This window comes from Pseudoalteromonas sp. APM04, assembly GCF_022809815.1.
In the GTDB taxonomy this organism is placed as follows: domain Bacteria; phylum Pseudomonadota; class Gammaproteobacteria; order Enterobacterales; family Alteromonadaceae; genus Pseudoalteromonas; species Pseudoalteromonas marina.
The window spans coordinates 1,686,738-1,700,531 of record NZ_CP094441.1; the positions used below are offsets into that span (position 1 = coordinate 1,686,738).

The 13,794-nt window shown below is 38.6% G+C and carries 11 protein-coding genes; 8 read left to right on the forward strand and 3 right to left on the reverse strand.

Going from position 1 to position 13,794, the window contains the following annotated elements; all coding sequences use genetic code 11:
- Positions 1 to 63 precede the first annotated feature (63 nt).
- Positions 64 to 372 (forward strand): ankyrin repeat domain-containing protein, encoded by a 309-nt coding sequence (locus MTP24_RS07905; RefSeq protein WP_243533602.1) that lies wholly within the window; start codon positions 64 to 66, stop codon positions 370 to 372.
- Entirely contained in the window at positions 324 to 1,163 is an 840-nt protein-coding gene (locus MTP24_RS07910) for an ankyrin repeat domain-containing protein (protein ID WP_243533604.1), read from the forward strand. The genes MTP24_RS07905 and MTP24_RS07910 overlap by 49 nt, the downstream gene beginning before the upstream one ends.
- 619 nt (positions 1,164 to 1,782) lie before the next feature.
- Here MTP24_RS07910 and MTP24_RS07915 read toward each other — a convergent pair.
- Positions 1,783 to 2,826, reverse strand: a complete 1,044-nt coding sequence (locus tag MTP24_RS07915; protein WP_203983636.1) for an IS110 family transposase — start codon at positions 2,824 to 2,826, stop codon at positions 1,783 to 1,785.
- Positions 2,827 to 3,024: 198 nt separating this feature from the next.
- Between MTP24_RS07915 and MTP24_RS07920 the strand changes: the two genes are divergently transcribed.
- From MTP24_RS07920 to MTP24_RS07935, 4 genes are all read left to right on the forward strand, one after another.
- Positions 3,025 to 3,708 carry a DUF4386 family protein gene (locus MTP24_RS07920; protein ID WP_243533616.1) on the forward strand — a complete coding sequence of 228 codons (684 nt, stop codon included), beginning with the start codon at positions 3,025 to 3,027 and terminating at the stop codon, positions 3,706 to 3,708.
- A gap of 513 nt (positions 3,709 to 4,221) precedes the next feature.
- Positions 4,222 to 4,779, forward strand: coding sequence for a cytochrome b (locus MTP24_RS07925; protein ID WP_243533618.1), 558 nt, complete (start codon positions 4,222 to 4,224; stop codon positions 4,777 to 4,779).
- Positions 4,780 to 5,457: 678 nt separating this feature from the next.
- On the forward strand, positions 5,458 to 6,471 hold the full coding sequence (locus MTP24_RS07930; protein ID WP_243533620.1) for a DUF5924 family protein: 1,014 nt from the start codon (positions 5,458 to 5,460) through the stop codon (positions 6,469 to 6,471).
- Positions 6,472 to 6,608: 137 nt separating this feature from the next.
- The gene (locus MTP24_RS07935; protein ID WP_243533623.1) at positions 6,609 to 7,193 is read left to right on the forward strand and encodes a lipoyl domain-containing protein; all 585 of its coding nucleotides are present in this window, start codon (positions 6,609 to 6,611) and stop codon (positions 7,191 to 7,193) included.
- Between the two features lie 43 nt (positions 7,194 to 7,236).
- On the opposite strand, the gene MTP24_RS07940 is transcribed toward MTP24_RS07935, so the two are convergent.
- A complete protein-coding gene (locus MTP24_RS07940) occupies positions 7,237 to 8,754 on the reverse strand; it encodes a leucyl aminopeptidase (RefSeq protein WP_243533625.1) in 1,518 nt (505 codons plus the stop codon).
- Between the two features lie 181 nt (positions 8,755 to 8,935).
- Between MTP24_RS07940 and MTP24_RS07945 the strand changes: the two genes are divergently transcribed.
- The gene (locus MTP24_RS07945) at positions 8,936 to 9,610 is read left to right on the forward strand and encodes an NAD(P)H-dependent oxidoreductase (RefSeq protein WP_243533627.1); all 675 of its coding nucleotides are present in this window, start codon (positions 8,936 to 8,938) and stop codon (positions 9,608 to 9,610) included.
- A gap of 143 nt (positions 9,611 to 9,753) precedes the next feature.
- Here the strand turns inward: MTP24_RS07945 and MTP24_RS07950 are convergent, their stop codons facing one another.
- Entirely contained in the window at positions 9,754 to 11,769 is a 2,016-nt protein-coding gene (locus tag MTP24_RS07950; RefSeq protein WP_243533629.1) for a TonB-dependent receptor, read from the reverse strand.
- Between the two features lie 208 nt (positions 11,770 to 11,977).
- Between MTP24_RS07950 and MTP24_RS07955 the strand changes: the two genes are divergently transcribed.
- A complete protein-coding gene (locus MTP24_RS07955) occupies positions 11,978 to 13,789 on the forward strand; it encodes a serine/threonine protein kinase (RefSeq protein ID WP_203987145.1) in 1,812 nt (603 codons plus the stop codon).
- The last annotated feature ends 5 nt before the right edge of the window (positions 13,790 to 13,794 follow it).

Here is a 13,794-nt window from a genome sequence, read left to right on the forward strand (position 1 = left end):
GCTTTTCGTCGTAATACAATTAGTATGAGTAAGTCCCTAACCAAACTTTGTATAGGAAAATAAATGTATTGTGAAATTGATCAAGATCGTCTTATTAGTGCGATAGAGTCAAAAGATAAAGACGCAATAATCAATGCAATAGATTTAGGTGCTGTTTTAAAAATAGATGAAGACGATATCTGCTGGAGTAAATACCCCCTGATTGCGGCGGTACAGACCGGCGACCTTGAAATTATCTCACTATTATTAGATTTGGGTGCTGATGTTAATGCACATCCAGAGAGGTCTGATCTGACGGCGTTGTATTTTGCATCTAAAAGTCAGTGCTGCCCAGAGACCGTCAAGCTGCTAATCTCTGCCGGGTTAATTTAAACGTCAGATATCTCAACTCCACCTTAATAGCGCATTTGTGCTATTTTTATGATAATAGAGAGATCAAATGCCTCAATAATAAACAGTATGAAATACTCCAATTATTTCTAGAGCATGGGGTTGATACAAAAACAACAGGAAAAGATGATCCAAATTCGTTATTTCAAAGTGCAATTGAATCCAATGACATAAGAACGGTTAAATTATTATTAACTCATAAAGTGAAGTCTACTCAGGCGAGAACTTATGATGCTGCGTGTGAGGCTGCATCTAAAGGAAGTTATGAAGTATTGAAACTGTTGTTGGAACATAAATTTAAGCCAACTCCTAAAAAAAATAAAGGCCATATAGGTCAAGGTGTCTTGCAATCAGCTATTTATGGAGGCCACAAAAATATTGTACGACTTTTACTTGAATATGGGGCAACTATAGAAGAACCTACTCACCCTAGCGGCGATTATTACCCTGCCAATGTGTATACAGCAGCAAAGGTTAACTCGAAAGAAATTATGAAACTTCTATTGGAAGCCGGTTCAAATCCAGACGGTGGTGTTAGGCAAAAGCCACTAATAGATATACACCCTTTAACGTTAGCTGTAATGAATCATAATTCAGACATAGTCGAAATGTTAATACAGTACGGGGCAAATACATCACCTGTAGATTACTTCCTAATAGAGGGAGAGGAGATTAATTATTCTAAAAAAACTCCATTAGATATATCTATTGAGAAAGAGTTTTCCAATATAACCGAAATATTAATAGCAAATGGTGCACAAAGTGCCGAATAACATTGCAGTGCTTTCGTATAACGAGAGATATTTAATATGCACCAAATTAATATTCGGTCTAAGTTTTCTATAAAATTACGCAGGGTATTTAAAATTAGTTATTTTGTATGTAATGTTTTTACTCACGATAACACCTAATACATATGAGCCTTAACTCTGTCAATAGGCATTAGTGTTCTTTTTGACCGTTTTTATAAATTGACGGTCAATTCTAAACCAATAAACAAATTCGTTTACTTCGTCTGTTGATACGGCTGTTAAGTAAGTAGCTTACGGCAAACACATATAGAGGCTCTCTTATTGCGATCTCATCGCAGCCAGGTTTTTCCCATATCCTTTCAGGGTTGCTGGGGCACTAGACATTCATCGGTTAACCTCATCATGGCACTATTCAAGGCGGCTGGTTTCATCATTATGATCCAGTTAGTTTCAGGCTCAAGTCAGGTGTAAGCGACTTTGTTTATTGTATTAATGCACGCGTACTGAGCGTCTAATCAAGGCAAGTGGCTTAGGTCTGTAGGTATATAATCAGGTTAAACCTTGTTGGTTATTAGCTCACCCAATTGATTGATGCTCAGCCTTATATCCAGTTAGATGTTCAGCTCACTCAGTACCGTGACTAACTCTTTAAGAATTTTGCTTCATCGAATACCGTCTCTTTTTTAAGCATATAATAAACACAGCGACCAAGCTTATGCGCAAGCGCTGACAGTGCTTTGGCTTTGCTCATTCGTTTTTGTAGTTTTTCGAGGTATTTGTTGGCGTTGTGATTGTGACGCAGCAGCAATACAGCGGCTTCGGAGAACGCCCATTTTAGATGTGCATTGCCAATTTTGTTGCCTTGGGTGCCATAGGTTTTACCGGCAGACTCTGCTTTACATTTGACTAACCGACTATATGAAGCGAACTTTTGTACGCTTGAAAAGCGATTGATGTCACCAATTTCATAAATAATGGTAAGTGCGAGAATGCGGCCTATACCATTTATTGTTTGCAAGATATTAAGGTGAACAGGATTGTGTTGCTTGGCCATTTGTTCAATATAATGCTCTAAAGGCTTAAGCTCGCTGTGATAGCAATCGAGTATGGCCATATTTAAATTAATGGATCGTTGCACAACGGGGTCAGGGAAGTAGTAGCGCATCTTTTCTCTGTCGCAGACGTTCTTTAAATTCACGTTGTGGGCAGGTAAATTGTACTGGCTGGCGGTATTGGCGACATGGGCTTTTAAATCAGCTCCGTGGCGAACAATTTTAGTTCTTCTGCGTAATAAGTCGCGCGTAGCACGCATATCTTTGTCATACACATAAGCAAGTGGAAAGTTCCCCCCACGGATGAGTTTGGCAATTTTATATGAATCTATTTTATCGTTTTTGGCTTTACCGCCATGAATTGCTTTCATATACAAAGCATGACCGAGAATAAAGTCGATAGTGTGTTCTTTACAAAAGTCAGCGACCCAATACCAACAGTGCATGCATTCTACGCCAACTACAATGTCACCGATATACGGTTTTAGTAGTTTTAATAGTGCTTCTGGGTCATCTTTAATTTTCTTGTGAACAAGGATAAGTCCTGTATTATCAATGATGCAGACGTAAAGTAATCGGGCGTGTAAATCGATTCCACAATAATATGGATGCATGTTATTGTAAAAGTTCATTGAGCTTTCTCCTGTAAGGTTGGTTGCCTTTTCAGCGTAGCGAATAATCGCGATGCTGGGGAGGAGGCTCAATGAGTATCAAGTCGTTAAAGCAGGACAAATAACAGTTGGCTTTTGCTCCTGCGTCGCTTATTTTAGCCAACTAAATTTTGCCCATTAACGAGGGCGTTAGCAATACAACAAACGGGGTTTCGCAAAATGAAGAGTCTACAAAAACTAGCTGGTATCGCAGCAATTTTCCAAGGGCTTATTTACATAGCAGCCTTTGTGTATTTTGGGGCTTTTTGGTCATATCCGGTTGATGGTAGTCCAGTCGAAAAAATGACTTACATGGCAGAAAATCAACTCCTATTTTCAATGATCTATTTTCTAATGTACGTGGTGTTTGGCATTTTTCTGGCCATACTCGTTATTGGTATGTATGAGAGGCTTAAACATAAAGTTAATCCCTTAATTACTATTGGATCTCTATTCGGGGGCATTTGGGTCGGTCTGGTGATCGCAAGTGGAATGATTTCGAATATCGGGCTTGATCATGCAATCGATCTGATGGATGCAAATCCAGAAAAAGCCCTTGATATGTGGATAATAGTTTCAGTGATAACAGAAAGTATAGGTGGTGGAAATGAATTAGTTGGCGGACTTTGGGTTCTATTGATTAGCGTAGCAGCTATACAAGAGGGCAGATTACCCCGGTCACTTAACTATCTCGGATATTTTGTAGGCATAGCGGGCATTGCAACGATTTATCCTGACAAACTATTTACTGAAATATTTGGCGTATCACAAATTGTTTGGTTTATTTGGTTGGGTATATGTTTACTAACCGAGGAAAATGCCAACAAATCAATCCAGCAGACCGCTAACGCGTCGGCTGATTGAGGCGTTATGTCACAGAAGGAATTGATAAACGCGGTTAACTTTTTTACTACTCTTTTTTTCTTCTTCTGTTAGTCAATTTTGGCTGTCTTGCCTCATCTTGCATCGTCACCGATGAAATGCGCGAGAAGTTCCAAGCATGGTGAACCAAAGGGGGCAAATCTTGACTTTAGGCATCATAAGAGCCAATTCTTCAAGCTTTGGCTAGTCTAAATCACCCGTCGTTCTCGATACTCTTTGAATTGCTGCTGTTTATTATTTTTAAAACACGTTAATTGTTTAAAACGGTAACTTAAGGTTGCCGTTTTTTTATGCCTACTATTTAAGTTTATTTTAAGCTTGCTCAGTTATTGTAACTAATACTTAAATTCCAGAATCATTAAACCATTGAACTGAATTAGTAACTCATTTTATGTTTTAGATCATTAAGCCGTGAGTGATTAAAGGTTAGCCTGTAAACATGTACTTATACGCATAAGTGATCTTTTAACTTTAATGCGTTTATTAGGAGGTATTATGAATTTTAAAAATACAGATACTCATTACAATACACTCTCTATAGCCTTGCACTGGTTGATGTTTATTTTAATTGTCACTGTGTACGGCAGTATTGAACTTCGTGAATTATTTGATAAAGGCACCGAAACCCGTGATGCCTTTAAAATGTGGCACTTTATGTTGGGTTTATCGGTGCTAGCTTTAGTTAGTGTAAGGTTAGTTGCGCGTTTAGTGGGTGGTGCAGCACCTGCTATAAAACCTGAGCCTGCAAAATTGCAAAATAAGTTAGCTACATTTGTTCATATTGCGCTGTATATGTTTATGTTTGCTATGCCTATAGCTGGTTGGCTAATTTTGAGTCTAGCAGGTAAACCTATCCCATTTTTTGGTTTAGAGTTGCCTGCTTTGGCCGCTCAAAACAATGAACTTGCTAAAAGTATTAAAGAGATACATGAAACCGCAGGGGAAGTGGGGTATTACGTAATAGGTTTACATGCGGCTGCGGCTTTATTTCACCATTATGTTTTGGCTGATAATACGGTATCGCGAATGCGTTTGCCGAAATACTATAAATAATAAAATGAACGGAGCTGAGCTTTAATTTTGCCTTTAATATTTGGTGACTGATATTTAGCTGGTACATCCCTAACGTTGCGTTTTAAAATTAAACTATTTGAGTACGTTAGCAGCAAAGAACCAAATGTTGCTCTTTTAACTTTAATTAGTATTTTTATAATTATTGGGTTACTGTTTGCTAAATTCAATTTTTGAAGGCAAGGGTATGGAATTTTTATATCATATTTTAAATTGGGGTTCCCCTTTAGGTTTGGGGTTATTCTTTTTTCTTTCATGTGCTGGTACTGGCATACTATTTTGGGGTTTATCTCAATTTAAAAAAAGCTCTACCACTAATCAATAACGTGGTTTTTTAGTTGGGCCTTTGTTTGAACAACATTTACCGTTCAATTGCTCAAAGGCCTTAGTTAGAACGCTTTAAATTTATCCTGAATATTTGTTATTAGTACCGTCCTTATAAACTGTGTTGGTTTTGTGAGTGTACAATAGGTTTTTATTTGCATAATTTGTAATTGAGCCACATAAACAATTTACCAAAAACTGTCCTGCGCTCTTATTTAGTTTCTCAATATTAATAATATTATTGGGCTATCTATGTCCTGTTCACTTTTGTTTAGCTAATCTGTTATAACTAACTTCATAATAATAAAGTGCATTTGGTACTTACAAAGCGAACAAATGAACAAAATAAAATCGTTGATTACTCAATTTATTAATGCAATGCAAAAACGACCGGGCTTACTGGCTGTTTTAGCGTTTTGCTCTGGTATTGCAAGCTACGTGCTTGTTGATAGAAAGGAGTCGTTTGCGCAAGTTGTTGCTTTAGTTTTACTTATAAGCTGGTTGTGGTTAATTGTAGATAATTGGCTTCGTGATAAAGTTGAAGAACGATTTGGTGTGAGTGTTTCACCTAATGTAACACGCTTTGCTCTACAAATGATTCAGCAAGAGAGTTTGTTTTTTGCGCTGCCATTTTTTTTAGTTGTTACCCAGTGGGACCATCCTCAAGCAGTATTTACATCACTTATTATTTTGTGTGCGGTTGCATCGGTTATTGATCCCTTCTATTACAAAAAATTAGCTAAAAATAGAACGCTATTTACGGTGTTTCATAACTTTGCTTTGTTTGTAGTTTTACTTGTTACATTGCCTATTTTGTTTAGCTTAACAACCAGTCAAAGTTTAGCTGCTGCGCTAGTTATAGCCGTAGTATTAACATTACCTAGTCTTACTAATTTAATGCCTAATGCGCCGTGGTGGCGTTTACCTATTTTAGCAATAATTTTATTCATTTTGAGTGTAGGAATATGGCAATTAAGAAGCTTTGTTCCACCTGCCGCGCTGCACCTAACAAGCATTACATTAGCGCATGAGGTAAATGAGCAAAGTAAAAAACCGATAGGAAATATTAACTCGTTAAATGAACGCTCGTTACACGCAAAAGGGCTTTATACATGGACAGCAGTAAAAGCACCGCGAGGGTTAAACGAAAAGATATTTCATGTATGGACACACAATAAAAAGCAGGTAGATAAAATAGCGCTTAATATCAGCGGTGGGCGTAAAAGTGGTTATAGAGCATGGACACACAAAGTAAATTTTCCACAAAACGCGGCAGGAAAGTGGCAAGTTAAGGTTATGACTGAATCAGGCCAGTTAATTGGTTTAACTAAATTTACGGTGACTCATTAAAACAAGTTGCACAAAAATTTGATAAGGCATAAATAAATTAATAGGGACTGTACGTATTAAAAAATTATTGTTAACTATCAAAGGGCTTGATAGGCTGTATTAGTAAACTTATTACATTTATTAAGCAAGGAAGAAAGATGAACAGTGATGTTTTAATACCTCATTTACCCGAACCAACAATGTCTGCTTTGGCTACAAAAATATATGTGACTGAGGGGCAACACGTAAAAAAAGATGACACATTACTTGATGTGGAAACTGATAAAGTTGTTCTTGAAATTGTTGCCATGGCTAACGGAGTTGTCACCAAGATAAATATAAATGAAGGTGAACAGGTTAGCTCAAACCAAGTGGTGATGCAGTTTGAATATGACGAAGTAACCGAGGAGTTAATACAAACCCCTTTGAGTGATAAACCTGAATTTCAAAATAACACCAGCGACGTAGACCAAATTAACACCCATGATATTCAGAGCTCAGTCACTGAAACACCCATTCATAATGAAATAATAAATCTAGAGCCAACGATTGATGATCCCAAACAGGCTTGCTTGGATAAACATAATGATACGCCACATACAGAATCTAAAATAGACACCGGAGCACAGCTACCTCAAGAAGTAAGCCATAGTGGTGAGAGTAAAGGGGTGTTTTATATGGTTGCTGTACTAGTGGTAGGCATTATTATTGGTGTAACAGCGAGTCGCTTTATATTTAATTAGTGGAGTAAACGCCAAAAGCGTGGGCTTTTGGCGTAAAATAAAATTAGTTAGCTAATAGCCATTCGCTTAACAAGCGTACACCATAGCCTGTGCCGCCAGGTGATAGTTCACCTTTTCCTTTTTTAACTAACGCGTTACCTGCTATATCAATATGAACCCAACGTGTTTCACCCGCAAAATGCTCTAAAAACGTTGCTGCAGTGGTTGCGCCAGGTCCGCCAGACCCTACGTTTGTTATGTCGGCAATGTCTGATTTAAGCATATCTTTATAACCTAATGGTAAACGCCATAGGTTTTCGTTTACCTGCTCGCCTGCAAGTGTTAGCTGATTTACGAGGGTGTCGTCTTTTGAAAAAACAGCCGCATACTCGTTACCAACGGCACGAATTTTTGAACCAGTAAGTGTAGCTACATCAATCATTATGCTTGGGTTAAAGTGCTTACGTGCATACCACATTGCATCACTTAAAACTAAACGGCCTTCGGCGTCGGTGTTGAGTATTTCAACACTTAAGCCTTCAGCTGTTCGAACAACATCGCCAGGCGCTACTGCAAATTGCGAAACCATATTTGCCGCCATGCCCATTACAGCTACAACGTTTTTGTCGGCTTTGGCCATAGCCATTGCTTTAACCGTACCGAGTACAGCTGCAGCGCCTGCCATGTCTGATTTCATACGTGCGATAGATGCACCTGTTTTAATACTATAACCACCCGAGTCGAATGTTATACCTTTACCTACTAACGCTACAGGGTCGTCATTAGAGCCTTTATAATGGGCAACGACTAACCGAGCACCCTGATCGCTACCGCGGCCAACGGCTTCTAATGCGCCCATACCAAGCTCTTTAAGTTGTTCAGGCTTTAAAACTGTAATGGTCACGCCTAACGATTCAAGCTCTTTTGCAGCATTTGCAAAATCAACTGGCGTCATTTCAGTGGCTACTTCAGAGGTAAGGTCGCGTGCTAAAAATACACCGGCCTGAATACTTTCTAGCTGGTTATACGTCGCTTTCGTCTTTTTTGTGCTATCGACATCAAACGAGTAAGTCACTGTTTGCGTGCTAGGTGTTTGTTTGTATTTTTCAAAGCGATGGTCACGCAGGTTTGCGCCATGCGCAAAGTTTGCAGCTAGTAAATGGTTTGCATCAACACCCGTTACATCGTCAAATAATACATTGGCGGTATCTGCTTTATATTTAACTAATTGAGCGTGTACGTTTCCGCCTAATTTAGCAATGCGTGCTTTATTTAACTCGTTTTGTTTACCAGTTCCGACAACTAATATACGTTTGTAGCTACTATTAAGTGGGGCAATCAGCTGTGTTGTTTTGGCGTATTTACCTTCAAAGTTTTCAATATCAATTATACGTTGCAGCTGTCCATTAAATTGTTTGTCGAGGTTTTTAAATTGATTGTTTTTTCCATCTTGGCTATAAAACACAATTAATGTGTGTGCATCGTTGTCTACTTTTGAAGAAAACGAAAACTGTGCTGCGTGTGTATTTAAACTAGCGCTTATTGCCAGCGTTAAGAGAGAGGCTTTAATTATGTGTTTCATCGTTCACCTAAGATTAATTTAAAACTGTTTTTTACCTATTTTTGACTGCTTAGTTAAGTGCGATAAGCTGAAACGGCAATTAAGAGCGACGTATAACGGCATAAAAATACGTTATAAATTTATTTGCATGTCGGTGATACTAGGCTTAATGTAAAACAAAATATTTACATGGAGTTATATTATGAAGTTTTTATTGTTTTTAGGCACTGTGCGTGAGAGCTCCCCCCCTAAACCAGTACGTCTTGGAAGTAGAGTTAGTAAAGCGTGTTTATTGTGTTTGCAGTCACACTTTAGTGAACATGAATTTGAAATAATTGATGCGTTAGATTACCCAACCGATGCTGTATTTAAACCTCACTTTGCATATACACAGCACAATGCCCCCACTAAACTTAACAATTTGGCCGATAAAATTAAATCTGCTGATGGCTATATAATGATCAGCCCTGAATATAATCACTCTATGAGCCCTGCATTAGCTGATCTTCTCAATCATTTTGGTAGTTCACTGTTTTCGTATAAACCCAGTGCGATTGTTTCTTATTCTGCTGGGCAGTGGGGTGGGGTTCGTGCTGCAATTAGTATGCGCACTTTTTTATCAGAACTTGGGTGTTTACCAGTATCGTCGATGATTCATGTTCCAAAGGCACAGGATGTGTTTAACGAGCTTGGAGAGTTTGCTACTGATGATGATCAGACCTCGTGGTTTAACTATTTTTCTCGTACATTTAATCAATTAATATGGTGGGCTGAGGCCGCTAAAATACAGGCTGAATGTAAAAACCCTCATAATATGATTGCAAGCTTTAAAACAAGCCCCGCGCAGCGAAATGCGCCTAAAACAACTACTAATTAAGTTACTGTAATTTAAATTATATGTATTTTTACTGTTTGGGCCATCAAAAAGTAAAGAAACCGGTTAGGCGAAATGGAGCAAATAAGTACCCATTTACAGCTATACTGTATTTATATACAGTATAGCTGTTGCGTTAATAAATACTAAAACAATAAACTAAGTGTTAGGCGTGCAGTTCTGGGCTCAATAGGGTGAAAATGATTATCTTCAACGCCTTGAGCGGGCTCACCGGCTAAACGCGATGCATAATAGTAATCTATATCGTGGTCTGTACTGTTAAACAAGTTAAGTAATTCAAAGTCTACTTTCCAATGGGTTTGCTTATAGGTCACAGAGCTATTAACTACGGTTAGCGGGTTTGAGCGCTTATGACCGTCGTCTGTTAATGTGCGTTTACCAATATGGCGTACCCTGATCGATGATTGCCATTGTTTACTTAAATGCCAATTTAAACCTGTACTTGCTACAACGGGTACAGCGCCTTCTATGTAATTGTTATTGTCATTTATATCTAAGCGAGAATGTGTAAACGAGGCTTCTAAATCAATATTAAATTGGTCGTTAATCCAGTAATAGGCACTCATTTCTAAACCATAACGCTTAGACGCATCACTTGGCTCTGTATTACCTGCATCTCCTACAAACAATAGTTCTGAGTCGAGTTTTAACCACCAGAGCGCAGCTGACATATTATATTTTTTTTCATCAGCAAATCGTAATCCAATTTCAGCGCCTTCACTTTTTACTAATAGATCGACTCGTTCGGCTTGATCACCTGTTACTGGATCGATATTTATTGTGGAGCCGCGCGCATCGTTAGAGTGAAAAGATTGCCCCCAATTTGCATAGGCAGCTAGCAATTGAGTAAAGCGATAATTTAAGCTTGCTTTAAAACTGATTAAATCGTCACTTGCTTTACCTGAGTTTACGGCGGTAATACTGGTTACATTTGTATCAAAATAGTCGTACCTTACACCTGCTGTTGCTTCTAGTTTTGGGGTAAATAAAAGTTTAGACTCCCAAAAGCTTGAATAACTCGTTTGCTTGAGTGCATCTTGCCTTACAGTGCTTAGCTGCTCTCTGGCTTTAGTGTTATAAAGTCCAACGTTATCTATATCGTCGTGTTTAAGCTCAAGCCCTGCAGTGTGTTGCATGTTTATGCCTGAGGTTTTAGTTTCAAACTGATAACTTAAAGTGGTGCCATAAATATTACGGCTATCTTGCTGATTAAACTGATCGCCATTAATTGGGTCATTTAAAAAATAACTGAAATTAGAATATAGGTTTAAATCGTAATTTATTACATAAGCGCTGGCTTTCAAATGCTCCCCTTGCCAATTACCCGATAAACTATAACGGCTAGAGCTGCCGCCAAGGGTAGTGTCGAGCGAGCCTAATTGTGTTATTAAGTTTTGCGAAACAGCACGTTGTGGAATTTGATCGGCTGAGTTCCATGTGTTGTCGTATGCCATTGCGCTTATTGATAGGTCACCATTAAATGCTTTACCAACATAGCGTAGTAGGGCATTTTTTTTATTCACGTCTTCGTTTATGTCATCCCAAGGGCCGTCGTAGCCTTGCCACTCAGCAGCCGCAATAAGTTTACCTTTTTTAAGGTTAGTTGAGCCAAGTACTACCGCGCGTTTATAGTTATCTTCACCAATACTTAGTTCTATTTGCTGATGTTTAACATTATCAACCAGTTTAAACTGTGCACTACCAGCACTTGAAAAATCACCTTGGCTTGCGCTATATGACCCCTTTTGATAGTTAATGGTAGAAATAGATTCGGGAATTATAAAGTTTAGATCGGTGTAACCTTGGCCGTGTCCGTGGCTACGCATGTTGATAGGCATACCATCGATACTTGTGGCAAAGTCGGTCCCATGGTCTAAGTTAAATCCTCTAATAAAGTATTGGTTTGCTTTACCTGAGCCACTGTGTTGAGTAACCGCCATCCCCGGAATGAGCTCTAACATTTCAGCGCTTCTTAGCATTGGGCGCTGCTCAATTTCACCTTGGCCAATAATGCCGCTAGAGGCACTGATTGATTCGCCAATTAAACCATCACGGTGCCCATATACAGTGAGCTTTTCTATATTGGCATGTACATAACCGCTATATAATGTGCCGATAGTTAAAATTGCTAATGTTTTCATCCTTAAAGTCCTATCTATTATGTTTACTATTCAGTGCTGTTTAAATTAAAACGACTAAGTAAACCTTTTGGATGCAACATTGAGTGTTTTATTATTCAAATAGGGCTTAAGTTTAAAAACTATATTGGTGCTATTGTAATGTCGTTATATAAAACTAATAATCAGAGTGTTAAAACTTACCAGTAATCACATAATTAGAGAGCCTGTATTGAAAGCCAAAGAAATTCGAAATTTTTACATTAACGAAGAGCAATCCGTATATTTGCTGTCGCATCGTGATGCTAAAAAACATCGCCAGTGGCTTAATATTTGTATTAAACAACTTACTTTGCTTGGTTATAAAAATGTAGAAATGATTGGCTCAGGTGCATTTGGGTTTGTATTTGCAGGTGAAGACGACAAAGGCTTGCCTTGGGTGTTTAAGTTTTCACGGATTACGCTTGCTCAAAGTGTACGTGACCGTCTTGAAGACGAAGCGTATATGCTTTCACAAATTAATAATCCGCTTGTGCCTAAATTTTATGCGTTTGAGCGCATTAAAAAGCAGGGCATATTAATGATGGCGCGCGCCATGGGAGAAGACCTTGAAAAAGTGTCGCTTAAAGAGGGGCGATTTAGCGCAGCTAAAATAATGGCATTAGCCGTTAAATTACGTAATGTGTTACTTGATTTAAGTAACCACAAAAATGGCTTAAGTGCTCAACCAATTGTGCATGGAGATATAAAACCTTCAAATTTGGTGTGGGATGCGCAAACAGACGCTTTATCTTTAGTTGATTGGGGGAGTTCAGTATATGCCCAATTACACAGTAACGGTGAGCCCGTAGCCAGTAACTTTATGGATTTAATGTCGGGAGATTTAAGCACGACCAATGCACGTATGGGAGATGTGTACTTTATAGGCGAAGCGCAAATGTCGGGTGAGCAATCATCCCCGCGGTTTGATGAGCAAGGTGTTGCAGCAACTTTATATGCATTAGCGTCTGCACAGTCTTGCCGATTTGGTGCGCAGGCTATTCCTGCAATTTCTTTAGGGCTACCTATAGAGCTCGCTAACGTTATAGATGGCATGCTCAGTAAAAGTAAAACAGTACGTGATGCTGCAGGCGATTACTTTATACGTAATATACCAACAATGGCAAAAGCGTATTTACCCGATCTTAAATTAACACAGCAAAAAGCCGCCATCCCGTTTTGGTACGGTACCGATGAAGCGCCAGATACTGTAGTTTATAGCTCGCGTAAACAGTTTTTACGCCAAGCTGACCACAACCAACAGTTACTAGATGTAAATGATGCCCAGTTAGACCGATACTACAAAGAATTTTTATTTGATACTGGTGACACTGAAAAAGCATTTTTGGCCTCCATAAGCCGGCTTGCGAAATACCCAGCCGTAGGAGGGCTTAGTTTTCATTGGAAAGATGAATCGTTGTTTATTGAGTCGTCATTAATAATGCACGATGAGTCACTAGGCAAAGCATTTACAGATTCAATAAACAATACAGTGATGTTAGCCCAAGCAATTAACCAAAAAGGGCTATTTAAATGTTGTTTATTTGATGCACGTAAAACCATTCAATTAGAGCGAGATGGCACCGGTGCATTTAAGTTTGATAGTCTTCCTGAGCTAGATTATGAAGTTGTGAGTGTTAAAGCTAACGAAATAACCCGACCACATTCATACTTTGAAGATGGTAAAGATCCCGATGAGCAATTACAGCTTCCTAAAAAAGTTATTAAATGTGTATTTGAGCTAAACCAAATACACCATACTGGTTGTATTATTTTTGAAGCCTTGCCCGACAGAATGAAAATTCACCACTACTACAGGCTACTCGACTCGACAAAAGAGGCCGAATTTAAACGTTTGTTAAATAAACTAATGCAATATGCTGTAAACATTACCGATGTGGGCGTTGCGGGCTTTATGAAGCTACCCTATAAAAATACACGAGAGTTTGATTTGTGTGCACAACAAGCTGAGCAATTCTTTCCTAAAAACCCAAAACGCGTATAACGTGT